The sequence below is a fragment of the Pseudomonas abyssi genome (assembly GCF_003444685.1).
GTDB lineage: Bacteria > Pseudomonadota > Gammaproteobacteria > Pseudomonadales > Pseudomonadaceae > Halopseudomonas > Halopseudomonas abyssi.
On sequence record NZ_LMAZ01000002.1, the window covers coordinates 437,551 to 462,465 of the forward strand.

General features: G+C 62.5%; 24 protein-coding genes and 2 tRNA genes. 7 read left to right on the forward strand and 19 right to left on the reverse strand.

The genetic code is table 11. The features are described 5' to 3' along the window. The first annotated feature begins 7 nt into the window (after nt 1–7). A complete protein-coding gene (locus ASB58_RS10220; protein ID WP_118130433.1) occupies nt 8–643 on the forward strand; it encodes an RluA family pseudouridine synthase in 636 nt (211 codons plus the stop codon). Between the two features lie 34 nt (nt 644–677). Continuing rightward, nucleotides 678–1,973, forward strand: a complete 1,296-nt coding sequence (locus ASB58_RS10225; RefSeq protein WP_118130435.1) for a M18 family aminopeptidase — start codon at nt 678–680, stop codon at nt 1,971–1,973. 159 nt (nt 1,974–2,132) lie between these two features. Here ASB58_RS10225 and ASB58_RS10230 read toward each other — a convergent pair whose 3' ends face one another. Continuing rightward, nucleotides 2,133–3,086, reverse strand: coding sequence for an NAD(P)H-quinone oxidoreductase (locus tag ASB58_RS10230; RefSeq protein WP_096004273.1), 954 nt, complete (start codon nt 3,084–3,086; stop codon nt 2,133–2,135). Between the two features lie 95 nt (nt 3,087–3,181). Between ASB58_RS10230 and ASB58_RS10235 the strand changes: the two genes are divergently transcribed. From ASB58_RS10235 to ASB58_RS10245, 3 genes are all read left to right on the forward strand, one after another. Continuing rightward, the gene (locus ASB58_RS10235; protein ID WP_096004274.1) at nt 3,182–5,278 is read left to right on the forward strand and encodes a carboxy terminal-processing peptidase; all 2,097 of its coding nucleotides are present in this window, start codon (nt 3,182–3,184) and stop codon (nt 5,276–5,278) included. Between the two features lie 146 nt (nt 5,279–5,424). Beyond that, nucleotides 5,425–7,212 (forward strand): bifunctional diguanylate cyclase/phosphodiesterase, encoded by a 1,788-nt coding sequence (locus ASB58_RS10240; RefSeq protein WP_118130437.1) that lies wholly within the window; start codon nt 5,425–5,427, stop codon nt 7,210–7,212. A 61-nt stretch (nt 7,213–7,273) separates the two neighbouring features. Further along, nucleotides 7,274–7,990, forward strand: coding sequence for a substrate-binding periplasmic protein (locus ASB58_RS10245; protein WP_118130439.1), 717 nt, complete (start codon nt 7,274–7,276; stop codon nt 7,988–7,990). A 264-nt stretch (nt 7,991–8,254) separates the two neighbouring features. Here ASB58_RS10245 and ASB58_RS10250 read toward each other — a convergent pair whose 3' ends face one another. The 3 genes from ASB58_RS10250 to ASB58_RS10260 all read right to left on the reverse strand — a co-directional run bounded on the left by ASB58_RS10250 (nt 8,255) and on the right by ASB58_RS10260 (nt 9,278). Beyond that, on the reverse strand, nt 8,255–8,959 hold the full coding sequence (locus ASB58_RS10250; protein ID WP_118130441.1) for an FKBP-type peptidyl-prolyl cis-trans isomerase: 705 nt from the start codon (nt 8,957–8,959) through the stop codon (nt 8,255–8,257). Between the two features lie 153 nt (nt 8,960–9,112). After that, nucleotides 9,113–9,189: transfer RNA gene (locus ASB58_RS10255), tRNA-Asp, on the reverse strand. A gap of 13 nt (nt 9,190–9,202) precedes the next feature. Beyond that, nucleotides 9,203–9,278: transfer RNA gene (locus tag ASB58_RS10260), tRNA-Val, on the reverse strand. 248 nt (nt 9,279–9,526) lie between these two features. Between ASB58_RS10260 and rdgC the strand changes: the two genes are divergently transcribed. Next, nucleotides 9,527–10,444, forward strand: coding sequence for a recombination-associated protein RdgC (gene rdgC, locus ASB58_RS10265; RefSeq protein ID WP_118130443.1), 918 nt, complete (start codon nt 9,527–9,529; stop codon nt 10,442–10,444). Between the two features lie 418 nt (nt 10,445–10,862). Here the strand turns inward: rdgC and bamD are convergent, their stop codons facing one another. The 13 genes from bamD to gspC are packed head-to-tail and all read right to left on the reverse strand — an operon-like array spanning nt 10,863 to nt 22,437. After that, nucleotides 10,863–11,489, reverse strand: coding sequence for an outer membrane protein assembly factor BamD (bamD, locus tag ASB58_RS10270; protein ID WP_181977913.1), 627 nt, complete (start codon nt 11,487–11,489; stop codon nt 10,863–10,865). Between the two features lie 14 nt (nt 11,490–11,503). Further along, nucleotides 11,504–12,259, reverse strand: a complete 756-nt coding sequence (locus ASB58_RS10275) for a type II secretion system protein N (RefSeq protein ID WP_096004280.1) — start codon at nt 12,257–12,259, stop codon at nt 11,504–11,506. Then, nucleotides 12,256–12,741 carry a type II secretion system protein M gene (gspM, locus tag ASB58_RS10280; protein WP_096004281.1) on the reverse strand — a complete coding sequence of 162 codons (486 nt, stop codon included), beginning with the start codon at nt 12,739–12,741 and terminating at the stop codon, nt 12,256–12,258. The genes ASB58_RS10275 and gspM overlap by 4 nt, the downstream gene beginning before the upstream one ends. Continuing rightward, a complete protein-coding gene (gspL, locus tag ASB58_RS10285) occupies nt 12,738–13,961 on the reverse strand; it encodes a type II secretion system protein GspL (RefSeq protein ID WP_118130447.1) in 1,224 nt (407 codons plus the stop codon). Before gspL ends, gspM begins: the two co-directional genes overlap by 4 nt. A gap of 19 nt (nt 13,962–13,980) precedes the next feature. After that, nucleotides 13,981–14,781 carry a type II secretion system minor pseudopilin GspK gene (gspK, locus tag ASB58_RS10290; RefSeq protein ID WP_096004283.1) on the reverse strand — a complete coding sequence of 267 codons (801 nt, stop codon included), beginning with the start codon at nt 14,779–14,781 and terminating at the stop codon, nt 13,981–13,983. Further along, the gene (gene gspJ, locus ASB58_RS10295; protein ID WP_118130449.1) at nt 14,778–15,398 is read right to left on the reverse strand and encodes a type II secretion system minor pseudopilin GspJ; all 621 of its coding nucleotides are present in this window, start codon (nt 15,396–15,398) and stop codon (nt 14,778–14,780) included. Before gspJ ends, gspK begins: the two co-directional genes overlap by 4 nt. After that, nucleotides 15,395–15,784: a type II secretion system minor pseudopilin GspI gene (gene gspI / locus ASB58_RS10300; RefSeq protein ID WP_118130452.1), complete on the reverse strand. Its 390-nt coding sequence runs from the start codon at nt 15,782–15,784 to the stop codon at nt 15,395–15,397. The genes gspJ and gspI overlap by 4 nt, the downstream gene beginning before the upstream one ends. Continuing rightward, a complete protein-coding gene (locus ASB58_RS10305; protein ID WP_118130454.1) occupies nt 15,771–16,313 on the reverse strand; it encodes a GspH/FimT family protein in 543 nt (180 codons plus the stop codon). The genes gspI and ASB58_RS10305 overlap by 14 nt, the downstream gene beginning before the upstream one ends. Beyond that, nucleotides 16,313–16,786, reverse strand: coding sequence for a type II secretion system major pseudopilin GspG (gene gspG, locus ASB58_RS10310; protein WP_118130580.1), 474 nt, complete (start codon nt 16,784–16,786; stop codon nt 16,313–16,315). Before gspG ends, ASB58_RS10305 begins: the two co-directional genes overlap by 1 nt. Nucleotides 16,787–16,788: 2 nt before the next feature. Beyond that, nucleotides 16,789–18,000: a type II secretion system inner membrane protein GspF gene (gene gspF, locus ASB58_RS10315; RefSeq protein WP_118130456.1), complete on the reverse strand. Its 1,212-nt coding sequence runs from the start codon at nt 17,998–18,000 to the stop codon at nt 16,789–16,791. 2 nt (nt 18,001–18,002) lie between these two features. Next, entirely contained in the window at nt 18,003–19,517 is a 1,515-nt protein-coding gene (gspE, locus tag ASB58_RS10320) for a type II secretion system ATPase GspE (protein WP_118130458.1), read from the reverse strand. A gap of 2 nt (nt 19,518–19,519) precedes the next feature. Then, on the reverse strand, nt 19,520–21,571 hold the full coding sequence (gene gspD / locus ASB58_RS10325; protein ID WP_096004289.1) for a type II secretion system secretin GspD: 2,052 nt from the start codon (nt 21,569–21,571) through the stop codon (nt 19,520–19,522). A 5-nt stretch (nt 21,572–21,576) separates the two neighbouring features. Beyond that, nucleotides 21,577–22,437, reverse strand: coding sequence for a type II secretion system protein GspC (gene gspC, locus ASB58_RS10330; RefSeq protein ID WP_096004290.1), 861 nt, complete (start codon nt 22,435–22,437; stop codon nt 21,577–21,579). 449 nt (nt 22,438–22,886) lie between these two features. On the opposite strand from gspC, the gene ASB58_RS10335 reads away from it, so the two are divergent. After that, on the forward strand, nt 22,887–24,347 hold the full coding sequence (locus tag ASB58_RS10335; RefSeq protein WP_118130460.1) for an alpha/beta hydrolase: 1,461 nt from the start codon (nt 22,887–22,889) through the stop codon (nt 24,345–24,347). A 42-nt stretch (nt 24,348–24,389) separates the two neighbouring features. Here the strand turns inward: ASB58_RS10335 and tatB are convergent, their stop codons facing one another. Together tatB and ASB58_RS10345 are read right to left on the reverse strand one after the other, a co-directional pair. Beyond that, nucleotides 24,390–24,674 carry a Sec-independent protein translocase protein TatB gene (tatB, locus tag ASB58_RS10340; protein WP_118130462.1) on the reverse strand — a complete coding sequence of 95 codons (285 nt, stop codon included), beginning with the start codon at nt 24,672–24,674 and terminating at the stop codon, nt 24,390–24,392. A 14-nt stretch (nt 24,675–24,688) separates the two neighbouring features. Next, nucleotides 24,689–24,913, reverse strand: coding sequence for a Sec-independent protein translocase subunit TatA (locus tag ASB58_RS10345; RefSeq protein WP_118130464.1), 225 nt, complete (start codon nt 24,911–24,913; stop codon nt 24,689–24,691). Nucleotides 24,914–24,915: the final 2 nt, after the last annotated feature.

Sequence of the window (24,915 nt, forward strand, 5' to 3'; positions counted from 1 at the left end):
AAGCCCCATGCCACTGACCCATATCGGTATCGTGCATCAGGACCCGAGTTTCCTGATCGTCGACAAGCCGACGTTGCTGCTGTCCGTCCCCGGTCGTGCCGAGGATAACAAGGACTGCCTGATTACCCGCCTGCAGGAAAACGGCTACCCCGAAGCGCGCATCGTGCACCGCCTGGACTGGGAAACCTCCGGCCTGCTGGTGATTGCGCGCAACCCGGACGCCCATCGCGAGCTATCACGCCAGTTTCATGACCGCGAGACTGACAAGGCCTATATCGCCCTGTGCTGGGGCCTGCCAACGGGCGACGCAGGACACATCGACCTGCCGCTGCGCTATGATCCCCCCAATAAGCCACGACATATCGTCGATCACGAGCTCGGCAAGCATGCGCAGACCTTCTGGCGCATACTGGAGCGTCATCCGCAGTATTGCCGCGTCGAACTGACGCCGATCACCGGTCGCTCACATCAGCTGCGCGTGCACATGCTCGCCATCGGCCACCCGTTGCTGGGAGACCGGCTTTACGCCGACGGTGACGCTTTGACCGCCTGCCCGCGGCTGGCACTACACGCCGCGCGCCTGGTCATCAGCCACCCGGAGACCGGCGAGCGCATGGCCTTTGAAAGCGCCTGCCCGTTCTGAGCAGGCGCCCGTCACCCCGTTGCAGGAGAGTTCCATGCAGGACCCACAGCTTCAGGATCTGGCCGACTTCATCGCCAGCTCGCCAACGCCCTTCCATGCTACCAACACGCTGCGCAGTCGTTTGCTGGCCGCCGGCTTCGAGGCCCTGGATGAGCGCAGCGACTGGCAGCTCAGTGCCGGCGGGCGCTACCTGGTCACCCGCAATGATTCGTCACTGATCGCCTTCCAGCTGGGCGCCGACGGTGCGCTCGCCAGCCGCGGGCTGCGCCTGATCGGCGCGCATACCGACAGCCCCTGCCTGCGGGTCAAGCCGCAGCCGGAGAAGGACCAGCAGGGGTTGTGGCAACTGGGGGTGGAAATTTATGGCGGCGCGCTACTCGCCCCCTGGTTTGATCGCGATCTGTCACTGGCCGGGCGTCTGACCTTCCGGCGCGCCGATGGCGTACTCGACAGCCGCCTGATCGACTTTCAACGCCCGATTGCAGTAGTCCCCAACCTGGCCATCCATCTCAACCGGGGTGTCAACGACGGCCTGGCCATCAATCCGCAAACCGACATGCCGCCTATCCTTGCCCACAGCCTGGACGGCGGGCGAGATCTGCGTGCACTGCTGGCCAATCAACTGGTGAGCGAGCATCCTGACTGCGAGGGCGCGCAGGTGCTGGATTACGAGCTGAGCTTCTACGACACCCAGCGCCCCGCCCAACTGGGGCTCGATGGCGACTTCTTCAGCGCGGCCCGCCTGGACAATCTGCTGTCGTGTCACGCCGGCCTGAGCGCGCTGCTCGACAGCGATGGCGAACAACCTTGCCTGCTGGTGTGTACCGACCATGAAGAGATTGGCTCCAGCTCCTGCTGTGGCGCCGACGGTCCTTTTCTGGAGGACGTGCTGCGCCGTCTGATCAGCGACGACGCCGAGCGTATCCAGGTGATCCAGCGCTCGCTGCTGGTATCGGCAGACAACGCTCATGCTGTGCATCCGAACTTCGCCATGAAGCACGATGAAAACCACGGCCCGCAACTGAACGCCGGCCCGGTCATCAAGATCAACAACAACCAGCGTTATGCCACCAACAGCGAAACCGCGGCCTTCTTCCGCGACCTGTGCGCGCGTGCCGAGGTGCCGGTGCAGACCTTCGTGGTGCGCAGCGATATGGGCTGCGGCAGCACCATAGGCCCCATCACCGCAAGCCGCCTGGGCGTGCGCACCGTGGATATCGGCGCACCAACCTTCGCCATGCACTCGATCCGCGAGCTGGCCGGCAGTCGTGATCCGGGTTACCTGATCAGCGTGCTGACGGCGTTCTGCAACAGCGCGCAGCTGATATAAGCCCCCTCGCGAACACGCTGCGCTGTAGGACGGACCAAGCGCAGCCTGTCCGCGAAGAGCCCTAAAACAACTGTCGCTCGCAGACTTCCGTGAAGAGCCACAAAAAAGCCCCATGCGTCAGCAACGCATGGGGCTTGATCTGCCGCGATGGGCAAACAATCAGTCTTCGCGCAGCAGAATCACCTTGCCCACCACCTGATCACGCGCCAATTCTTCGAAAGCCGCCTCGGCCTCGGCAAAGCCGAAGGTCTTGGCCACCATCGGCTTGAGTTCGCCGCTGGTAAACAGCGGGATCAGACGCTGCTCCATATCCGCCAGCAAGGTCGCCTTGAAGTCGGCATCGCGGGTACGCAGGGTCGAGCCCAGCAGGCTGATGCGCTTGGCCAGCACCTTGGCCAGATCCAGTGTCGCCTCGCGCCCACCCATCAGACCGATCAGCACCCAGCGCGCATCCAGCGCCAGCAGATCCAGATGATCAGCCGCGTAGGTAGCACCGACCGGGTCGAGCGCCACATTGAAAGGCCCGAAGTCCTTCAGCGCAGCAATGCCGTTCTGCCGCAGCACGCCACCCTCAGCACCCAGCTCCACACAAGCATCGAGCTTGTCCTGGCTGCCAACGCTGACCCAGCAGGGATTGCCCTGGGCCTTGCACAGCTGGATCGCAGCGGTGCCCACGCCACTGGCGCCGGCATGGATCAGTACCTTTTCACCCGGACGCGCGTTGCCCAGCACAAAGATGTTCAACCACGCGGTACTGAATACCTCAGGAATGGCTGCGGCCTCAGCCCAGCTCAAGCTGTCCGGCACGGGCAGCAGGTGACGCTGATCGACCACGACCTCCTCAGCCATGCCGCCGCCGGCCAGCAGCGCGCACACGCGGTCACCCAGCTGCCAGCGCGAACCCTCTGCCACCTCGACTACTTCACCGGCACATTCTAAGCCCAGCACACCGGTCACCCCCGGCGGCGGCGGATACATGCCCGCCTTCTGCAGCAGGTCGGCACGGTTCAGTCCAGCCGCCTGCACACGAATACGCACTTCGCCGGACTTCAGCTCTACAGCACTCTGGGGCTGCCACGTCAGCGCCCCGCCCTCGGCTTGCAATCCTCTCACGCTACCTCCATAGTTCTTATCAATGGTTACCAGCGGGAACTCGCTGTCCCGCGTACACTCCTAAAAGCATACTCTCTCCGGACGCGATACCCCAGATGAAAGGTTTCCCCCTCCTGCGCCGCACCTGCCTGCTCGCTCTGCTGACTGTCAGCAGCAGCGTCCTGGCACTCGAACAGGTCCCTGCACTGGACCTGGACCAACTGCAACCCACTCGCGATCAAGTAGTCGCCAGCCAGAACACCGTCGAGCTGTTGCGCCGTCATCATTACAACCGCACCCGTCTCGATGACGCTCTGTCGGCACAGATGTACGACACCTACCTCAAGCATCTGGACCCGCAGCGCAGCCTGTTTACCCAGCAGGATATCGATGCCTTCTCCGGCAACCGTCTGCGCCTGGACGATCTGCTGCTGCAGGGCGACCTGAGTGTCGGCTTCGCCATGCACAAGCGTCAGCTGCAACGCCTGCAGGACCGCCTGAATTTCAGCATTGATCTGGTGGAGAATCAGCTCGATGGCTTCGACTTCAACACCGACCAGGACATTCTGGTCGACCGCGAAGAGGCGCCCTGGGCGAGCGACGAACAGGCACTGCAACAGCTCTGGCGCGCCCAGATCAAGGATGAGGTCCTGCGCCTGAAGTTGGCCGGCAAGAGCCTGGACGATATTCGCGAGTTGCTCGGCAAGCGCTATCGCGGGCAGCAGATCCGTGTCAACCAGACCCGCTCCGAGGACATTTTCCAGAACTACATCAACGCCCTGGCCCAGGTCTACGATCCGCACACGCAATACCTGTCGCCGGAAAACGCTGAAAACTTCGACATCAACATGAGCCTCTCGCTCGAAGGCATCGGCGCCGTTCTGCAAAGCGACAACGAATACACCAAGATCGTCCGCCTGGTACCCGCCGGCCCGGCCAAACGCAGCCAGCAGCTGGCAACCAGCGACCGTATCATCGCCGTAGGCCAGGGCGAGGAAGAGATGGTCGACGTGGTCGGCTGGCGCCTGGATGAGGTCGTCAAGCTGATTCGCGGCCCCAAGGGCTCGCCAATTCGGCTTGAGGTAATCCCGGCCAGCAACCCGCCGGGCGACCTCACCAGCAAGATCGTCAACCTGACCCGCGAAGCCATCAAGCTCGAAGACCAGGCCGCCAAGTCCTCGGTGATCGAACTGCAGAACAACGGGCACGACTACCGCATCGGCGTCATCGACGTGCCCGGCTTCTATATCGACTTCAAGGCTTACCGCAAGGGTGACCCGGACTACCGCAGCACTACGCGCGACGTCCGCCGCCTGCTCGGCGAGCTGAGCGAGCAAAAGGTCGATGGCGTTGTACTGGACCTGCGCGACAATGGGGGCGGGTCACTGCAGGAAGCAACTGAACTGACCGGCCTGTTCATCGACCGCGGCCCGACCGTACTGGTGCGCGACAGCCAGGGTCAGGTGCAGCAGCTCGACGACCCGGAGGCCGGTATTGCCTACACCGGCCCGATGGCCGTGATGGTCAACCGCCTGTCCGCCTCGGCCTCGGAGATTTTCGCCGGCGCCATGCAGGACTACGGCCGCGCACTGGTGATCGGTGAATCCACCTTCGGCAAAGGTACCGTGCAGTCCATTCAGCCGCTCAATCACGGCGAGCTGAAACTGACCCTGGCCAAGTTCTACCGCGTCTCGGGGCAAAGCACCCAGCACCGCGGCGTGGTGCCGGACATCCGCTATCCGTCGCTGCTCGACAGCGAGGAGATAGGCGAAAGCGCTCTGCCCAACGCCATGCCGTGGGACACCATCCCGCCAGCGCGCTACCAGACCAGCAGCCACCTGCAGCCCTTTATTGCACAGCTGCAGCAGCAGCATGAGGCACGTGCTGCCAAGGATCCGGATTTTATCTACACCCTGGCCCGCATCGGCCTGGACAACCAGATCAAGGCACGCGAGACCATCCCGCTGAATGAAAGTAAACGCAAGCAACAGCAGGAAGACTATGAAAACCGTTTGCTGGAACTGGAGAATCAGCGACTGACTGCGCGTGGCGAAGAACCCCTGACAACCCTTGAGGAAAGCGACCCGCTGCTGGCCGAAGTGCATACCGAGGACGAGGACAGCGACCCCAAGGATGACGCCTTCCTGCTGGAAACCAGCCACATCCTCGTTGACCTGCTGCAACTGGAGCACCAGGTCGCCCGAGCCAACTGACCATCGCGCCCGCCCCCGCGGCGGGCGCTGTCATAACACGGTCACAAAGCACTAGCACACTGCCATGATCAGGACTCATGAAAGCGTGCCCGCCAGTAGCATTCCGGGCGGCCAGGTACGGCCAAACTCACATGCCTGGACTTACTATGACCGTATCCGAACAACGTCAGGCCCTCATCACCATCTTGAATCGGGCCGCCGTCACCACCCTCTTCCAGCCCATTGTCTCCACGCTGGAAGAGCGCATCGTTGGCTTTGAGGCCCTCAGCCGCGGCCCATCCAACAGCCCGCTGCACTCCCCGCTTACCCTGTTTGCCGCCGCCCGCCACCACGGCATTCTGACCGAGCTGGAAATGCTCTGTCGCGAACGTGCGATCAGCCGCTTCCGCAGCCTTGGCTTGCCGGGCAAGCTGTTTCTCAACGTCTCTCCAGAGAGTCTGCTGGAACAACAGCACTATCGCGGGCAAACCCTGGCGCTGCTGGAGGCCAATGGCCTGACAGCGGATCAGATTGTGATCGAGCTGACCGAGCAGGCGCCCATCGAAGACCTCTCACTGCTGCAGTCAGCCCTGCACTACTACCGGGACATGGGCTTTTCCATCGCACTGGACGACCTCGGTGCCGGCTACTCCAGCCTGCGCCTGTGGTCAGAGCTGCAACCCGAGTACGTGAAGATCGACCGGCACTTTATCGACGGCATACACCGCGATCCGGTCAAACGGGAGTTTGTCAGTTCCATTCTGCAGATGGCCAAGGCCTCGCGCGCCCAGGTGATCGCCGAAGGTATCGAGCAGCAGGAAGAACTCGCCGTGCTGTCCGACATCGGTATCGACTGGGTACAGGGCTACCTGCTCGGGCGCCCCGACAGCCACCCCGAGCTGAACGACAGCAAACTGAGTTCCCTGCTGAATCAGCGACAAACCAGCGGCAACGACGACGCACCCATTCATAGCCTGCTGCTGCCGGTCAACGGCGTGCAGGAACACACCAAGGTGCAGGTCGTGCTGGAATGCTTTCAGCAGCAACCCACCCTGAACACCCTGGCTGTCGTCGACGAGCAGCAGCGCCCAATTGGCGCAGTGCAACGGCACGCCCTGAGCCAGACCATGCTCAAGCCCTTCGGCCAGGAGATCTACAGTCGCAAGCCGATCCGCCAACTGATGGACCCGGACTGCCTGATCGTGGATATCCGCCAGAGTCTGCAGCGGGTCAGTCGCCTGCTGACCAGCCGTGCCAGACAGCGACTGGAAGACGACTTCATCATCGTCGACCAGGGCATTTACAAGGGGCTGGGACGTGGCATCGACGTGCTGCGGCAGATCACCGAGCTGAAGCTGCAGCAAGCCCGTCACGCCAACCCTCTGACCCTGCTGCCCGGCAACATCCCGATTCAGCAATGCCTGCAGCGGCTGCTGGAGCGCCAGGTGGACGCACGGCTGTGCTACATCGACCTGGATAACTTCAAACCCTTCAACGACCTCTACGGCTACGGCAAGGGCGACGAGATCCTGTTGGGGCTGGCCCAGCTACTGCGTGAGCTATGCGACCCACGCTGCGATTTCGTCGGCCATATTGGCGGCGACGACTTCATGCTGGTCATGCGCAGCGACGACTGGCATGCACGCCTGCAGCAACTGGATCAGCGCTTCCAGCAACTGTGCCGCACGCTTTACCGCGCCGAGCATATCCAGGCCAACGGATTTACTGCGCCGGACCGGGAAGGTAAATGGCGGCATCACGACCTGCTCAATCTCTCGATTGGCGTCATTTCCCTGCCCGGGCACCAGGCCAGTCTGTACGATGCAGCACGCCTGGCCGAGCTGGCTTCGCGCGCCAAGCACGACGCCAAGAAGCAACGTGGCTTCAGCGTGGTCATGCAGCATCCCGGGCAGCCCCTGCGCGAAGAGGACGCGCCGCTCAACCTCTGCAACTGAATGCCCCCCAATGTTCTATGCTTGAGGGCAGAACCGTGCCTGCGAGGCTGTCGTGAGATTGATGATTCGCTGCCTTATCCCGCTAGTGGGCTGGAGCACCGGCCTGCTGGCCGAACCGCTGGTGTGGGGCTACTCCCCTTCCGATCCGCCTCCCTACGTCAACATGACCGGCGCGGAGCTGGACAATAGCGTCACCCGCGACCTGGGAGAGCTGGTAGCCGCCAGCCTGGACCGCAAGCTGTCCTTCGTTGCCGTGCCCAACAACCGCATCGAGGAAGCGCTCAAAAGCGCTCGCATACACCTGATCTGCAACACCCAACCCCAGTGGCACAGTCAACCGGAGTTGCTGCACTGGTCGGCGGTGCTTTACGAGGATGCCGACGTGCTGGCCACCCCTGCGAACCGAGCGGCGCCACGCAACCTGGCGAACCTGCAGGGTGCGCTGGTTGGCACCACCATCGGCTATCACTACAGCAGCGAGCTGACTCAAGCATTTGAACGCGGCGACCTGGTAAGACGTGATGTTCGCAATATCGAAACGCGCTTGAAGATGCTCGAGCGCGGCCGTCTGGACGCCAGCGTTGATCTGCGCCGCGCCCTCAACTACCAGCTGCAAAGGCATCCGGCTGAGATTCGCGTCAGCGACTGGCCGCTGGAGCACTTTGCGTTGCGCTGCGCCGCTCCCAAGACGACGACGGGCAGCGCCCATCTGATCGAGACCATAGACCAGCTGCTGACTAGCGGCCAGATTCGGCACATCCTCACCCGCTACCAATAACAAAAGGTTACCCACAGGATCTGTGGATAACTCTGTGAAGAAAATCAGGAAAACTGCCTCAAACGCCCGTTTGTATGCGCCTGCAGACAATCCGCGCATATTTTAACCAGCGAAAAATGTGCATGTTTTTCAGTCAGTTACAGCGGAAAGGAGAAATCAGAAAAGCGGGGGAAAGTAAATAGCAGGTGTTACCGAAAAATGTGCATAACAGTAACACCGAAACGCCCGAAGGCCTTGCCTCGGGCGTTTCGACGTGTTACCGGATCACTCTTCGCGCGGCTTGATGGAGACCAGCTCCATATCAAACACCAGAATGGAATTCGGCGGAATCACCGGGCTCGGGCTGCGCGGGCCGTACGCCAGCTCGGCGGGCACAGTGACGGTCCACTTGTCACCGACGTGCATCAGCTGCAGCACTTCTACCCAGCCCGGGATAACGCCGGCAACCGGCAACTCGGCCGGCTCGCCACGCTCAAGCGAGCTATCGAACACGGTGCCATCAACCAGACGGCCTTCGTAGTGCACCACAACAACATCGTCTGCCTGCGGCTGAGCTGCGTCCTCATCACCCGAGGTAACAACTTCGTACTGCAGGCCGGACTCAGTAGTGGTCACGCCGTCTTTGGCGGCATGCTCTTCCAGGTATTGCTTGTTGGCGTCCAGCGCTTCATTGGCCAGCGCCTCGGCGCGCTCCTGAGCGCGCTGCTGCAGCGCATTGAAGGCATTGGTCAGCTCTTCATCACCCACCCGCTGTTCCTGCTTGCCAAGGGCGTCCTGCAGGCCCAGCGCCAGCGCTTGCGGATCAATATCGTCCAGACCGTCCTGCAACAGGCTCTGACCCATGTTAAGGCCGATGCCGTAAGAGGCTTGCTGGATTGGGGTGGTGAGTTCCGGTTGTTTTTCCTTGTCACACCCGGCCAGAACCAGAACACCGACTGCAACGCTGACTGCCAGCAAATTACGCTTCATGCTTACCTCAATAGACAGACCCGACACGGGCGAAAGAGTAAGCAGGCAGCTTAACAGGGCTTGCAGGTGCAGGCTACCGGGACAGCAACGAATGTGATTCTGTACCGAAGGCGGGAAAAAAGGATGAAGCAAGAGTACTGCAGGAGGGGGAAATGGCGCAGCGGACGGGACTCGAACCCGCGACCCCCGGCGTGACAGGCCGGTATTCTAACCAACTGAACTACCGCTGCGCTATTCTTCGAGTGGTGGGTGATGACGGGATCGAACCGCCGACCCTCTGCTTGTAAGGCAGATGCTCTCCCAGCTGAGCTAATCACCCGTTTGCTCTCGAAGTGGTGCGCATTCTAGGGAGCTTTTCCGTATCTGGCAACACCTTTTTCAAAAAAAAATTCAGGTTATTTCAATATCTTATTCCAACCCCCGGAAACACTGGCTGCCAACCGATGGCTGAGGCACTATTGGGCGCTTTCCCCGGGAAGCACAATCGAACCGACCCGCCCAGCGATGGCCGAGGAGGCTCCTTCGTTCGTTGCTTCCCAAGACCTTAGCAACAGAAAGGACAGCACCATGTGGTTTCGTAACCTGCTCATCTATCGCTTCAGCCAACCCGTTCCCTTCAGCGAATCCGAGCTGGTCGACGCGCTCGAACAGAAAGCCGCCCGCCCTTGCGCCAGCCAGGAGACTCATACCCTTGGCTGGACCACCCCCTGGGGCCGTCACTCGGAAAACCGCGTAGAGGTCAGCAACGGCTACTGGCTGATCGCCATGCGCAAGGAAGAGCGCATCCTGCCCGGCAGCGTGGTGAAAGAAGCACTGGCCGAGAAGGTCGAGGAGATCGAAAATCGCGACGCGCGCAAGGTATACAAGAAAGAGCGCGATACGCTAAAGGACGACATCGTCATGTCGTTGCTGCCACGCGCCTTCACTCGCACTCAGACCACCTTTGCCTGCATCTGCCCGGCCGAAGGCTGGATCGCGGTCGACAGCTCCAGCCACAAGCGTGCCGAGGACCTGCTGAGCCTGCTGCGCGAATGCACCGGCTCGCTGCCCGTCCGCCCCTTGAACGTGAAGACCGCGCCGGCTGCCTGCATGACCCAGTGGGTGAAGGAAAACCAGGCACCCGAGCAACTGCAGATCGGCGACGACTGCGAGCTGCGCGACACCAGTGAAGACGGCGGCGTGGTGCGCTGCAAACGTCAGGACCTGGCCAGCGACGAAATCCAGCTGCATCTGAGCGCCGGCAAGCAGGTCAGCCAACTGATGCTGCAATGGCAGGAGAAGCTCAGTTTCAGCCTGGACGACAAGCTGACACTCAAGCGTGTGAAGTTCGAGGATTTATTGCGCGACGAAGCGGAAGAAAATGGCGGCGACGACATGCTGAGCCAGCTGGACGCCAGTTTCACCATCATGGCCAGCACCCTCAGTGAGCTGATCCCCTCGCTCACCAACGCCCTGGGTGGCGAGGACATCCCGCAGGGCATCTGAGCCGCTCCTGGATGCCGCGTGCGTGCCGACTGAAGCAGTCGGCACGCCCTCCTACCGTCGCTCTGGACTGTTCAATTCTCGCCGCCACAAGGCAGCCAGCCCTGACAGAACAAGGGTTACAGAGAGCTATCCACAATATCTGTGGATAACTTTGTGGATAGCCTGATCAAAAGCACCTCAAAGCTATAGAGACTGGGCCACCCTCTCAGAATGGTTAAAATTTAACCTATTTTTTTCCCTTTAAAATCAATTACTTATTTTGCACGCAAGAATATCAATCACTTACAAGCCGACTTGACGAATTCATGACAGCACGCCCCAAGCTTGTGCACAAACCTGGGGACGTCAGCCCTGATCCAGGGCAAGTTTTTCTCAAAACAAGCCATAAAATGCTTGACTCTGAAGGACAAGCTCAGCTCTACAGCCCCTGATAATCCATCAGCCAGGCAATGGCGGCCGCCGCCGCCGGTGTGCGCGGGTAGTTGTCTCGCAGATAGCGCATGCGGCGCTCCGCTCGCGCCTTCTGGCCATGCTCCGCATCCACCAGTGCGAGGTCATACTCGGCCTGAGCCATGCCCTGCAGAATGGCTTCCATACGGGTAGCCAGCTCACTGCGATACTGCGACTGCGGATAGGCACGTACAAAGGCGACCATCTGGCTGTGCGCCAGGCGGCCTTGCTCCAGACGCTGCACACTGTCGCCAGCCGCAAGTTCAAACCGCGCATAGGGAATCAGCGCGGCCAGATAGGCGGCGTAGTCTTGATCGGCTCGCTGGGCAAAGTGGTTCTGATAGTCCACCAGCAGCTGCTCGCTAAGGTCCAGACGGCCATTGGTCAGACATTGATAGGCCGCCTCCAGGTGCAGCGAGGCCTGCTGAGCCGCCACCACCTCATTGCTCAGCTCCGGCGTACACTGCCCCATACTCAGCCGTGCTCTCAGATCGGCCAGCGACGAGTCGCTCGGCTGGCTCACCCGGTTACCGGCGCAGCCGCCCAACACCAGGGCCAATGCCATCACACCGGCAGACCGCAGCACCACTCCCATAGTCCACTCCTTGCTCATTGCAGATTAGCCCGCCAGCGTACCCACCCTTCGGCATCCGCACGCCCCAGCAGGCCGAGCCCTTCGGCCAGCGCGGGCTCTGCCTCCGGGCGAGCCTGCAGCCGGGTATCCAGTTTCAGAGGCGCCGCCGGCTGCCAGCGTGCACTGCCCTGCAAACCCAGCGGACCGCCGTTGTCGGCCAAGGTCATCACCAACCAACCGTTGTCCTGGCTCAGCGTAGCGCCCAGGTCCCCCAGGGCCAGCGGGTTGGGTAAGCCACCACCGGCATTTTGCCAGCCGATGCGTCCAGTAGCCCGTGTTACCTCCCGAAAATCCTGCAATTGCAGCTCACTGATATCCAACAGCCAGTCGCCCTGCAGCACAAAGGGCGCCTTGTTGACCTGCGCCATGCTGGCTGCATCGAGATAGCCATTGACCTGCTGCAGGGTAATGCTGCCAAGGCCGGCGCGGACCAATGCTCGCACCTGGCCCTTGCGCGGCCGCCAGCTGAGGTCCAGCACCACCTCCCCGCGCAGCAGCCCGCCTGGCTGCCAATCCCAGCTGAGACCGCCCTGATCAATACCAGCGACCTGCATGCGCGCCACCTCACCCTGCCACAGGGTGCCGCGCAACCCGGTCAGCTCAACGCGGGTGGGCAGATGCCCTTTTAACGACTGCCAAACCAGGGTGGCCGGAAGATTGGCCAGCAGGGTCGCCAGCAGCACCAGCGTCGCCAGCAACCACAACCTTTTGCCTCGGATCCAGCCACTCATTGGCTACGCTCCACCAAAATGCGAGCGGCGACCTGACCGGGCGCCTCAGCCACGTCAATGGACAACTGGGACACCTGTAAACCCTGCCGCAGTTCCAGGTCGGCCAGCCAGCTCATCAGCGGGTCAAACCCCACCTGGTCAAAGCTCAGCCGCGCACCGTCGCCTTCGGGTTGCACGCGGGTCAGGGCCTGCCGAAGGCCGGCGGCGTTGGCCGACACCTCGATCAGCGTCAGCACCGATCCTTGCGCGGGTACGCCACCGCCGCTCGGTGCCAGACGCGCACGACGGCGAACATCATCGGCTACCTGATCCATCCAGACCGCTTCAGCCGAGAGTCGGGCCACTTCCGCGCGCAAGGCACTGCGTCCCTGAACCAGAGGCTCCCAGACCGCCACCCAGATCACAATCAGCGCCAGCACCACGCCACCGCCCATCAGAATAAACCGCTCTCTGGCGGCCAGCCCCGCCCACCAGGCCTTCATGACTCACTCCTTGCGATACGAATCCGCGCGCTGACGCCGCCATTTTCCGAGTCGGCGCCCTCCAGGTTTTCGGTGATACCTGCGCTTGCCGACAAGGCCGCGCGCAGTTTCTCCAGCTCGGCGAAACTGGCCACCTTCAACTCGACATCCAGCGCATCGACGCTGCCGCGCAACTGACGTATTTCCACACCGGCCTGCCCTTTCACGCTGGCAAAGAATGCATGCAGCAGCATGCCTGCACCGGCCTGAACCTGACCATCGGAGCCTTGTAGCTGCTGCTGAAACTGCACCAGCGGATCCTGCATACGCGCCCCGGGCAGGGCACGGGAAAAGGTGGCATCAATCTGGCTACGCAGGGCGTCGCGCTCGTCAATGAGTGCCGCGCGCTCAGCGCCCAGCCAGCCAACAGCCAACAGCAAAACCACACCGGCAGCAGCCATTACCGGACGCAATTTACGCCAGGGCGGTGCCGCCATACTCACCGCATAGGGGCCGGTCAGCAGGTTGAAGGGTGCCGCCACGCTCAATTGCTGCTGCAGACTCACCGCCGCCTCGGCAGGCGCTACGGCTACTAGTCGGGTGTCCGCAGGCACGCCGGCCTGCAACGCGTTGAGGTCGCTGTCCGGCGCTTCCAGCACCCGCTGCTCGGGTGCCAGCATCTGCAGGCGATTGCCCAGCCAGAACGACAGTAGCGCTTGCTCCAGCAGCACCGGTTCCTCGTCGCTGGCGCAGACCAGCCAGCCTGGTGCCTGCGGCCAATCCAGCGCGATCAGGCGCAGCCCCTCGGCCGGCGCCTGATTGGCGTACAGTGCCGCCAACGGCAACAGCGCCTCAACACGCAGCCCGGCCTGGGCGAAGCGTTCGGTCCAACGGGTCATCACGCTGTGCTCGACAACGGCAGCACTGACGCGGCCATCATCGCGCCTGGGCCCCATGACGATGTGCAGGTCGTCCAGCTCCTGACTCAGGCGTTCTTCCAGCGCGTAGGGCAGCGCCGCACGCAAGGCGGCCGCGCGCTGGCCTGGCAACGTCACCCGATGCAGGCCGACGCCCTCGGGCAACAGCGCGCGCACCCGCTCTCCGGCAAAGCGCTGCCGTAAAGCGTCAAGGCTGTCGCAGCCCTGCTCAAGGGGCTGCCCCTCGCGCCCCAGGCGCCACCAATGCAATGGCTCGTCCTGCTCGGAAGCAGCGGCTACTGCGGACAAAAGCACTATCAACATGCACGCATTCCTGTTGTTGTCACGGCTCGCAGGCCGTCTGTTCGCGCAACACTACCTTGCCATTCGGCGCATCCAGCAGTGTGCACTGATAAAACTGTCGTTCGCCGAAGCTGGCTACCACCTGCAGCCGCATGAACCAGGGCGCGTCGCCACCTACCCCCTGATCGGCAAAAATCTCCTGCATCAACTCGCTGCTGCGCTCCAGATCAATCGGGCTCTGGTCCGACGGATAAGCCGTCACATAAGGCGCCAGCGCCTGCCAGGCTTCGGGCGTCATGCCGCTGACGGCGTTGAGTTCCGAGGCCACCAACATGGTCCGGTTGGCCGACAGGCGCGGCGGCGTGTCCAGTTGATACACGGCGTCATCGGTTTCCGGATCCATCCAGTCACTGACCGCCAGCGCCAGCTGACTGCCTGGTGGCAGACTGACGCCGGCGTCACGTCCGACCCGATCGACCAACTGGGCAAACAGCGCCTGCTGTCGTTCATCGCCGCCCGCCAGCGCATTGAGATTGAAGCGGCAACGCATGTCATCCAGGGTGGCCTGCAGCTGCACTTGATCGACCTCAAAGGGCAATACCGGGGACAGGCAGGTATCCCAGATCAGATCGTCCGGGCCGTCCGCCTGCTCCAGAACCTGCAGCACCATTTTTTCCGCACCCAGGGCAATTTCCCGCGACAGGTCCCGCTCGAATACCGCGCTGCTGCGGCGAATATCGGCCTGCCCGCGCATGGCCATACCCACCGCCGCCGTCACCGCCAACGCGACAATCAGCAGCGCGGTAATCAGGGCCACACCCTGCTGCCGTTGACGCTTCATTGGCCCACCGCGATCAGGCGCCGGATCTGCCCCAGACGCGGCAACTCCAGCACCACTTCAACGGCCAGGGGCAGTTGGCTGGACTGCGGATCCAGGTCGGCCGGCGGCCAGCTGTCGACCCGCTCCAGCCCGCTGGCACCACGCACGATAAAGTGAAAGCTGCTATCCACACCCAGCTGCTCGTCTTCACCCACCAGCTCGGCAAAGGGCTGCATGCGGCGGCTGTCGGCATCAGCGATATCCACACCGGGCCAGAGATCGCGCTCCAGCCCTCGCTCGGTCAGACGCCAGGCGGTGCGCCGCAGACGCTCGGTGCCGCCAGCACCGGCACGTACCAGCTCCAGCAGAGGGTAATCATCCGAGCCCGGCAGCAGTCGCAGTGGCGGCAGGCGATCGCCAAACTCGTCACGCACACGGATATCTACCAGTTGCGACAGGTCACGCTCAAGCACGCTCAGACTGACCTGCAGGTCAGCCAATACCTGGGCGTGCTCACGGCTGACCTCGTTGACCTGCAGCACCGAACGCAGCCCCTGATAAGCGACCACACTCATGATCGCGAACACCGCCATCGCCACCAGCAGCTCCAGCAGGGTAAATCCCCGTTGCCGCGTCATGGCAGGACAAACCCGCTGACCAGCGCCCGCTGTTCAGTCTCGCCGCCGGGCATCAGCCATACCCGAATATCGATACGCTTGACCGCTGGCAGCGGAAACGGCGCCTTGGCCGTGTAATCGCTGATGCTGGCCTGATAACCAAACTGGTACGGCCCCATAGTGGTGTTGCCGCGCAGATCGCCTTCGGCGGCCGGCCGCATGCCGGACTGGTACTCGGCCAGCAGGTTGCTGCCAGCCCAGTGCGCCAGGGTTCTCTCCTGCAGATAGGCACTGTTGCGCGCATGGTCGCTGCCCGCCTTTACCAGCGCAGCCAGTGCCACAGCCAGAATGGTCAGCGCCACCAGCACTTCGAGCAGGGTAAAGCCGGCGTGCTTACGGGCGTTCACTGAGTACCTCGATCTGACCGTTCAGGTCGGTCCTGATATAGCGCTTGAGATTGCCCTTGGTTTCAGTCAGCACAATCAGTCCAGGCGTCATCTCGCCGGTATTGCCCAACCGTATCTGCGGTGTCCAGGCGGTGCTGCCGGACAGCCGACCAGCCTGCTCATCGGCCTCAAAGTCCAGCTCAATCAGTCCCTCTGGCAGCCAGTGCGGGCCAAGCTGCGGGTCCTGCACGGGCTGCCACTCGCGGCTGGCGTCATCCAGCAGCACCAGATCCAGCACGCTGTAACTGCCACGCCGCAACCCCAGCGCCCGCTCGTTGCCCCCACTGATCAGCAGTTCGTCACGCGCCAGGCGCAATACGGCCGCCAGCCGATCGCTCTCCTTGCGCAGCTCCCGCTCGGCACCGTTACCCAGCGACAGGGTCGCCAGGCCCGCAATGACGCCGATCAACACCAGCACCACCAGGACCTCGATCAGGGTAAAGCCGGCAGTGGAGGCAGGCGCCGACCGGCGGGCGGGAGAGGACAACATCAGCGCTCGCTGTTCTGGTTCTGATCCAGGTTCCAGTTGCCGATATCGGCGTTGTTATCCGTGCCGCCGGCACGGCCATCGGCGCCATAGCTGTAGAGGTCAAACAGGCGGCCGTCACGTCCCGGGGTCTGGTACACGTAATCGTTACCCCAAGGGTCCTGCTGCAGGCGATCCAGGTAGCCTCCGTCCCGCCAGTTGCGCGGCGCATCCTGGCCAGTCGGGCGCTGTACCAATGCACGCAGCCCCTGCTCGGTGGTGGGGTAGCCGAAATTGTCGAGGCGATACAGGTTGAGTGCGCTTTCAATCGCGCGGATATCGCTCTGCACCTTGGTGGTACGCGCCTGATCCGGACGATCCATGACTCGGGGCACCACCACGGCGGCCAGAATGCCGAGAATCACCACGACCACCATGACCTCGATCAAAGTAAAACCGCGCTGCGCCGCGCGGCCCAGGGATTGCTTGTGGGACATCATCAGTTCACCAGTTGGTTGAGTTCAAAGATTGGCAGCAGAATGGCCAGCACAATCACCAGCACCACTGCGCCCATGGTCAGAATCAGCAGGGGCTCAAACACCCCCATCACCATCGCGATACGCGCTTCCAGCTCGCGCTCCTGAGTCTCGGCAGCGCGCTCGAGCATACTGTCCAGGGTGCCGCTGCTTTCGCCGCTCTTGATCAGGCTGAGCGTCATCGCCGGAAAATAGCCGCTGCGCTCCAGCGCCAGCCCCACCCCGGCCCCCTCGCGCACGCGCTGGGCAGCAGCGGAGACCGCCTCGCGCATGGGCAGGTTGGAGATCACACTGGCGCTCATGTTCAGCGCATCCAGCAAGGGCACACCGCTACCCGCCAAAATATTCAGGGTACGGGCAAAGCGCGCGGTGTTCAGCCCCCGGGTCAGCCGACCGATCAGCGGCAGGCGCAACAGAAAGTCGTGCCAGCGGCGCTGGTAGGCCGGCTTTTTCAGCAGCGTGCGCGCGCCATAAATCAGCCCCCCCAGCACCAGCAGCATCAGAATGCCCCAATCACGCAGGGTGTCGCTGACGGCAATCAGCGAGCGCGTCAACAGCGGCAGCTCCTGGTTCATACCGTCAAAGACCTTGACCACCTCCGGCACCACATAGGTCAGCAGCGCGACGGTCACCAGCAGCGCCACACAGGTGAGAATCGCCGGATAGAACATCGCCAGCTGAATCTTCTGGCGCATGGCGTTCTGCGCCTCGACGTTATCAGCCAGCCGCTCCAGCACCAGATCCAGGCGACCGGCCTGTTCACCGGCAGCAATGGTGGTGCGGTAGATAACCGGAAAGACCGACGGGAATTCACCGAGCGCGTGGGCCAGCGGCAAGCCTTCCATGACCCGGGTGCGCACCGCGGTCAGCGCCGAGCGTACGCGGGGGGATTCGCTTTGCCGGGCGACCGTGGCCAGCACTTCTTCGATTGGCAGACCGGCCCGCGCCAGGGTGGCCATCTGCCGGGTTGCCAGCGCCAGCTCCAGCGGTTTGATGCGCTGCTGAAAAACCGGCATGCGCAGCAACGCCTGACGCTCGGCAACCTGGCTGACCGACATCGGCGTAAGACCCTGCTCGCGCAGGCGGCTACGCACCTGACGCGGGGAGTCGCCCTCCTCTACCCCTTTGCGGGTGCGGCCGGTGCCGTCCAGTGCGGTGTATTCAAAGGCTGGCATCCTCAGTCCTCCCGCGTCACGCGCAGCACTTCTTCCAGCGTGGTATCACCGGCCAGTACGCGGCGCAGGCCATCCTGACGAATGCCCATCTGCGCCAGCCGGGCGTGGCGCACCATCGCCTGTTCGCTGGCACCATCGTGAATCAGGCCACGCAGGGTGTCGTCAATCTCGACCAGCTCATAGATGCCGGTGCGTCCGCGATAGCCCGTGCCGTTACAGGCACTGCAGCCAGTCGCGCGATACAGCGTTGGCGGCTGCTCCGGCGCAACCCCCATCAGGCGGCATTCACTGGCGCTGGCCTGATGCGGTTCGCGGCAATCCGGGCAGAGCGTACGCACCAGCCGCTGAGCCAGTACACCGTTCAAGGTCGAGGACAGCAGAAAGGGTTCAATGCCCATGTCACGCAGACGGGTAATGGCGCCGACAGCGGTATTGGTGTGCAGGGTGGAGAACACCAGGTGGCCGGTCAGACTGGCCTGAATGGCGATCTGCACGGTATCCACGTCACGGATCTCACCGACCATCACCACATCCGGGTCCTGACGCAGAATCGCGCGCAGGCCGCGGGCAAAGGTCATGTCGACCTTGTTGTTGATCTGCGTCTGGCCGATACCGTCGAGGTAGTACTCGATCGGGTCTTCAACGGTGAGAATGTTGCGGCTGCGGTCATTCAGGCGCATCAAGGCCGAGTACAAGGTGGTGGTCTTGCCCGAGCCGGTAGGGCCGGTAACCAGCACGATCCCGTGTGGCCGGCTGATCACCCGCTCCATGGCGTCATAGTGTTCGGTGCACATGCCTAGCTGGCGCAGTTCCAGACGGCCAGCCTGCTTGTCGAGCAGACGCAGCACCACTCGCTCGCCGTGCCCGGACGGCAAGGTCGACACCCGCACATCGACTGCCCGACCCACCAGACGCAGGCCGATCCGACCGTCCTGCGGCAGGCGCTTTTCGGCGATATCCAGCTTGGCCATGACCTTGATGCGCGAGACGATCACCGGCGCCAGCGCACGCGGCGGCTCCAGTACCTCGCGCAGCACGCCGTCGACCCGCAGGCGAATCGACAGGCGGTTCTCAAAGGGTTCGATATGGATATCGGAGGCGTTTTCCTTGACCGCCTCGGACAACAGCGCATTGATCAGACGAATGATCGGCGCTTCGTCCTGGGATTCCAGCAGGTCTTCGGGCTCGGCCAGTGACTGCGCGACCGAGAGCAGATCAGCGTCATCACTGAGCCCCTCGACAAACTGCATCGCGTCATTGGCCGACCGCTCGTAGCGGTCACGCAGGCGCGCCGCAAAGCTGTCATCGTCCAACACCACCGGCAGCAGCGGGTGCCCCAAACGACGACGCAGTTCCAGCAGGCCCTGCGGGTCGCAATCGGCGCGCACGAAAACTTCCATCTGGCCGTCTTCACGCAGGCTGCCGGCCAATACCCCGACCCGCCGAGCGAAGCGATAACCGGTATCAGTCGGCGCACTGGCAGGGGCGACCTCGGAGAGGATGTCCGACTCGCTCATGGTCAGTCTCCGCTCGCCGCCGGCGGCGCGCTGATAGTCGCCGGTGGCGTACCCTGCATGGCATTCTCAAACGGCGGCGGCAGGGTCAGCAGGTAGTTCCAGTCAGGCAGAATCGGCACGCCATCGCCCACATCCAGACGCCCGCGACGATTCTGCTCGGCCACCTGCTGGTCACGAATATAGCTGTACTTGCTGTGGGTCAGGCTCTGCGCCACCGCCGAGTCTCGTACGATCACCGGCCGCAAGAAGACCATCAGGTTACGTTTTTGCAGCGAGGCCGTGTCATAGCGGAACAAGCGACCCAGGCCCGGTACATCGCCCAGTACCGGCACCTTGTCAGTGGTTTCTACCATCTGATCATCAATTAGGCCGCCCAGCACGATCATCTGGTTGTCATCGACCATGACGTGCGTTGTCAGGCTGCGCTTGTTGGTAATGATGTCCGCCGCGCCGCTGACCCCGGGTGCGATCTGCGACACCTCCTGTGCAATCTCCAGGCGCACGGCGTCGCCCTCGTTGATCTGCGGACGGATCTTCAGCGTGATACCCACGTCTTCACGTTGAATGGTGTCAAATGCCTGGCCGGAATCCTCCACCGAGCGGCCGACAATAAAGGGCACGTTCTGGCCGACGACAATCTCGGCCTCTTCATTGTCCAGGGTCAGCAGGCTGGGCGTGGACAGAATGTTGCTCGCGGTGTCGCCCTGCAGGGCGTTGACCAGCAGGGCAATCTGGGTGCTGCCGATTGAACCTATGCCGCCGAGACTCATACCACTGCCCAGGGACGGCGGCGTGCTGACATCACCGTCCAGAAAGGCATTCACGCCGGCGGCAATGTCAATAATGCCGTTACCGTTGCGGTTGAAATTGATAATACCGACGCCCGAATCCTCGCTGCCGATCCCCCACTGCACGCCCAGCTCCTTGGCGCGGTCATAGGACACCTCGGCAATCACCGCCTCGACCAGCACCTGGGCGCGGCGAATGTCCAGCTGGCGGATGATTGACGACAGCTCGCGCGACAGCTCCGCCGGCCCGTATATCACCACCGAGTTGGTGCTCTCGTGGGCTTCGATACGCACGCGATTCTGCTCGGCCAGGTTAGTACCGGCGCTGCTGGAAGAGCCCATACTGGAATTGCCTACCGAGCCGCTGCTGTTGTTGCGCTCGCGGCCCTCGGCGATACCGCGCAACACCTCGGCAACCTCTTCGGCCTTGGCGTAGCGCAGATAATGCACCTGGGTATTACCTTGGTTACCGGCGACATCAAGCTGACGTACCACGGTGCGCAAGCCTGCGCGCGCCTCGGGGTCGCCGCGCAGAATGACCGAGTTGGTCCGCTCGTCGGCAATCAGTTTCGGGCCGCGGGCAAACTCCTCGGCAGGGGCATTGGAATCCAGCCCCTGCACAATGCGCACGACATCCAGCGCCGAGGCGTGCTGCAGCGGCAGCACTTCAAAGTCTTCCATTGATTCGCGATCGATACGCGAGATCAGCGCCTTGATACGGCGCACGTTGGCCGCCGTATCGGCAATAACCAGCGAGTTGGACTGGGCCGCCGCAGCCAGATGCCCGCCCTTGGGTACCAGCGGACGCAGGATGCGCACCAGCTGGCCGGCATCCATGTTGTTTACCGTCAGCACCTCGGTAATGTATTCATCGCCGGGGGTATCGTCGCCAAGAACCGCCACTTCGTTTTCCTTGGCCTGCACTTCCGGCACGATACGCACCAACCCGTCACTGCCGCGCACGGCGGCAAAGCCCTGGGACTTGAGCACGCTGAGGAAGATGTCGTACAGCTCGTCGCGCCGAATCGGCTGCCCGGAGACCACGTTGACCTCGCCACGCACACGCGGGTCAACAATAAAGTTGATACCGGTTTCCTGGCTGACGATCTCGATCAGGCCATTGATGTCCGCATCACGCAGATTGAGGACCAGATCTTCCCCGTCTGCCGCTGCCCCTGCGGTCTGAGCCGCCAGCGGACCGCTCAGCGCCCCCAAACCCAATGCCAGCGCCAGCGCCAGCCGCTGCTTCCGAAACTGCATCGACATCTGTATCAATCCATCGTAATCGTTATATTCATCGGTTCACCGTCACGTTCCAGCGATAGCGTCACCGAACTCGCGTCGGTCAACTCGCGCAGAATGTCGCGGTAATCCTCGATCTGCGATACCGGCGTGCCATCCACGTCGGTAATCACATCCCCCCCCTTCAGCCCTGCTGCCTCGAACTCGCGCACATTGCGCGACGGCGAGACCTCGAGGCCGTACATCACGCCATCCACCATCACCGGGTTGGCACTGATCACTTCCATAAAGCGTTGCGGATCGTTCAGCCAGGCGTCGCGATCTATCCGTGCCACCCCACCATCCGGCGCCAGCGTCTGCGTGTTGTCTGTAGTGGGCAGGCTGGCCAGCCGCGCGCTGCTGCGCCCGGCACCGGCCGATTGGTTGCGTTTGAGCCGCAAGGTCTCCAGCTGACCGTCACGCATCAGCATGACGCGGTCAGGCAGCACCTGCTCCAGGCGCACCTGGCCCGGCAGGCTGGCACCCACGCGATAGAGTTTTTCCGGTTGGCCCTGGGTAACCAGGATGGCGGCGCTGCGCGCCGGGTCGGGATCGGAGAGCACACCCTTGAGGGTCCAGCTCAACTTGGTGTCAGGGGCGTTGATTTCCAGCGGTTGCTGGTCAGCACGGCCCAGCGGCGACAGCAGGGCCAGCTCGCGAAATCCGGGATAGGTCGGGGTGTTGTTGTCGGCATCGGTTGCCAGGGCAAGGGGGCTGGCAGCAGGCAATACGCTTTGCGGCGCTATCACGGCCCAGACCAGGTGCCCCAGAATCCAGGCGCCCAGCAGAACCAGCAAGGCGGTGACGACAGTGACAGCAGATTCCAGTGAAGGGCGGGCAACCGTGCGCATGCATTCTCCGAGGCAAAGACAACTGGCCACATGGGGTGGCCGGGTCAGCAGATGAAAAGATACTGACCTTTCTTTGCAAAATTATTGTTATAAGCCTGCAACAGGCTGCTCGTCTGCGCTCGATTGTCACGAATTTGCAATCAGGCAGCAACCCCCCTGAACAGGTTATTCCAGAGGCTTCGTCTGATTAGCGCGACGCTATCGGCTATCGCCTTCGCCCCCCATCACCCAAACGGGGGTCACTAGGCTGCAGCCCCGATGCCCCGGGGCACATAACCCGAATGGGTGATAACCAGGTTACAGAGATCACCCACGGTTATACCTGACAATCCAGACCCGACGACCCAGCCCGGATGGCGCCTTTGAGGCTTGCCGGGGGCCGACTTGGCCGCTTTACTGGCAAATGCAAGATCCATCACAAAAACAGCTTGCAACGGAGAACAACAATAATGAATCCGCTCAAAAGACCCTCGCTGCTGGCCATTCTGGTCGGCAGCATCGGCTTGACCGGCTGCCTGGGCAGCAGCAATGACAGCGACGATCCTGATCCACGGCCGCAGCAGGTACGCATCAACCAGGGCTTCTTTACCATCGACGAGTCCGCCCTGCCCTTCGACGCCTTGGCCCCCGTCGCTCCCTACACCACCACCAGCCGCTGGAGCGGTGTCCTGGACGGAGCCGCCTACCGTGTTGAGGTGCCGGAGAACTGGAACGGCTACCTGGTGATGTGGGCGCACGGCTATCGCGGCACCGGCGCGGCGCTGACCGTCGACAACCCGCCGATGCGTCAGTATCTGATCGACAACGGCTATGCCTGGGCAGCATCGAGCTACAGCACCAACTTCTATGATGTGCGCGCCGGCGTGGAGGATACCAACGCCCTGGCACTGGCCTTTACCGACATTGCTGCAGAGAACGGCCGAACGCTGGCTGAACCTACCAAGTACTACATCACCGGCGCGTCCATGGGCGGCCATGTCACCGCCGCGGCGGTGGAGCGCGAGACCCTCGACACCGCCAACAACGTGGTCGAATACTCTGCCGCAGCGCCCTTCTGCGGCGTGGTTGGCGACACCGAGCTGTTCAATTACTTTGGCGGTTACAACCTGTCGCTGTTTGCGCTGGCCGGCGAGCCTGCCGACAGTTTCCCGGTCGCTCCGGCCGATGCCGCCGCCAAGGTAGCCGCTGCCCGCGCAGCACTGTGGGTGGACTATGGCGCCAACCCCAATGCCAACGGGCTGACCGCCGACGGGCTTGGGCTGTACCAGACGCTGAAAAACCTCAGCGGTGGCGAGCGGCCGATTTACCCGCTGTCCTTCGGCGGATTCCAGGATTTGCTGCAGAGTTTTGCCGGCTCGGACGGCACGGTAGATGGCATCTTCCAGGAAAGCGTGATCAACACCGAGGGCCTGACCTACCGCTTCCAGACAGAGCTGGGTCAGCCGCTGACCACCGACGAGATCAACTTCAACGCGGCGATTCTCAAGGCCGATGCGGATGTCGACAGCGTCAACGCGCTGCGTAGCGACGGCTTACGCTGGGTGCCCAAGGTAAACGGCGAGTTTGACGTACCGGTACTGACCGCGCACACCATTGGCGACCTGTTCGTACCGATACTGATGGAGCAGGTATATCGCCAGCGTGCCGAAGATCAAGGCAGTGCAGACAACTTGGTGCAGCGTGCAATGCGTGCCCCCGGCCACTGCGACTTCACCCTGACCGAATGGACGCAAACCCTGGCCGACCTGCTGACCTGGGAGCAAACCGGCGTCAAACCCGGCGGCGATGACTGGCTGACGCCGGCCACCGTAGCCGACCCTGCGTTTGGTTGCACCTATACCAATAACGTGGGCGAGATACCCGGCAACGTCGAGAGGTCCAAGATGCCACCCTGCCCAGCTCCGCTGTAAAATAGCCAAGCAAAGAACAGGGTTGAGGCGCCAACAAGCGCCTCAACCCTGTTTGCGCTCCTCATCAACCGCATCCAAGGCCAGGCGCCGCACAAACTGTTTTACATTGGTTTTGCCACGCAGCTCGCGCACATTGTCGGCCAGTTCCTTGACCTCGTCCTGCGGTAGCGAATCGCTCAGTTCCTTCTGTACGTCACTCCACATGCCGCGCACCTTGCCTGCCACCCGACCAGCGCTACGCACCAGCGTGGGCAGGCGCTCGGGCCCCAGCACCAGCAAGGCAACTACTGCCACCAGCAGCCATTCCGTCATGCCATTGCCGAACATGCTTCACCTCGCCTTCAGGCCTGACGGCTGGTCGATTCTGCGCGTACAGACGTCTGCTCTGCAGCGTCCAGCGCCAGCGCATCGCGGGTCTCTTCGGTGTCACGCACAGCCTTGCGGAAACCGCTGAGCGCTCCACCCAGATCGCTGCCCACATTACGCAGACGCTTGGTGCCAAACAGCAACATGACAATGACCAGCACAATCAACAACGACCCAATGCTAATGCCACCAATACCCATAT

What these genes read in the sequence shown, in the direction of transcription:
- ASB58_RS10220 (WP_118130433.1), top strand. Translation starts at nt 8, where the DNA reads ATGCCACTGACCCATATCGGTATCGTGCATCAGGACCCGAGTTTCCTG.
- ASB58_RS10225 (WP_118130435.1), top strand. Translation starts at nt 678, where the DNA reads ATGCAGGACCCACAGCTTCAGGATCTGGCCGACTTCATCGCCAGCTCG.
- ASB58_RS10235 (WP_096004274.1), top strand. Translation starts at nt 3,182, where the DNA reads ATGAAAGGTTTCCCCCTCCTGCGCCGCACCTGCCTGCTCGCTCTGCTG.
- ASB58_RS10240 (WP_118130437.1), top strand. Translation starts at nt 5,425, where the DNA reads ATGACCGTATCCGAACAACGTCAGGCCCTCATCACCATCTTGAATCGG.
- ASB58_RS10245 (WP_118130439.1), top strand. Translation starts at nt 7,274, where the DNA reads ATGATTCGCTGCCTTATCCCGCTAGTGGGCTGGAGCACCGGCCTGCTG.
- ASB58_RS10250 (WP_118130441.1), bottom strand. Translation starts at nt 8,959, where the DNA reads ATGAAGCGTAATTTGCTGGCAGTCAGCGTTGCAGTCGGTGTTCTGGTT.
- rdgC (WP_118130443.1), top strand. Translation starts at nt 9,527, where the DNA reads ATGTGGTTTCGTAACCTGCTCATCTATCGCTTCAGCCAACCCGTTCCC.
- bamD (WP_181977913.1), bottom strand. Translation starts at nt 11,489, where the DNA reads ATGGGAGTGGTGCTGCGGTCTGCCGGTGTGATGGCATTGGCCCTGGTG.
- ASB58_RS10275 (WP_096004280.1), bottom strand. Translation starts at nt 12,259, where the DNA reads ATGAGTGGCTGGATCCGAGGCAAAAGGTTGTGGTTGCTGGCGACGCTG.
- gspM (WP_096004281.1), bottom strand. Translation starts at nt 12,741, where the DNA reads ATGAAGGCCTGGTGGGCGGGGCTGGCCGCCAGAGAGCGGTTTATTCTG.
- gspL (WP_118130447.1), bottom strand. Translation starts at nt 13,961, where the DNA reads ATGTTGATAGTGCTTTTGTCCGCAGTAGCCGCTGCTTCCGAGCAGGAC.
- gspK (WP_096004283.1), bottom strand. Translation starts at nt 14,781, where the DNA reads ATGAAGCGTCAACGGCAGCAGGGTGTGGCCCTGATTACCGCGCTGCTG.
- gspJ (WP_118130449.1), bottom strand. Translation starts at nt 15,398, where the DNA reads ATGACGCGGCAACGGGGATTTACCCTGCTGGAGCTGCTGGTGGCGATG.
- ASB58_RS10305 (WP_118130454.1), bottom strand. Translation starts at nt 16,313, where the DNA reads ATGTTGTCCTCTCCCGCCCGCCGGTCGGCGCCTGCCTCCACTGCCGGC.
- gspG (WP_118130580.1), bottom strand. Translation starts at nt 16,786, where the DNA reads ATGTCCCACAAGCAATCCCTGGGCCGCGCGGCGCAGCGCGGTTTTACT.
- gspF (WP_118130456.1), bottom strand. Translation starts at nt 18,000, where the DNA reads ATGCCAGCCTTTGAATACACCGCACTGGACGGCACCGGCCGCACCCGC.
- gspE (WP_118130458.1), bottom strand. Translation starts at nt 19,517, where the DNA reads ATGAGCGAGTCGGACATCCTCTCCGAGGTCGCCCCTGCCAGTGCGCCG.
- gspD (WP_096004289.1), bottom strand. Translation starts at nt 21,571, where the DNA reads ATGTCGATGCAGTTTCGGAAGCAGCGGCTGGCGCTGGCGCTGGCATTG.
- gspC (WP_096004290.1), bottom strand. Translation starts at nt 22,437, where the DNA reads ATGCGCACGGTTGCCCGCCCTTCACTGGAATCTGCTGTCACTGTCGTC.
- ASB58_RS10335 (WP_118130460.1), top strand. Translation starts at nt 22,887, where the DNA reads ATGAATCCGCTCAAAAGACCCTCGCTGCTGGCCATTCTGGTCGGCAGC.
- tatB (WP_118130462.1), bottom strand. Translation starts at nt 24,674, where the DNA reads ATGTTCGGCAATGGCATGACGGAATGGCTGCTGGTGGCAGTAGTTGCC.
- ASB58_RS10345 (WP_118130464.1), bottom strand. Translation starts at nt 24,913, where the DNA reads ATGGGTATTGGTGGCATTAGCATTGGGTCGTTGTTGATTGTGCTGGTC.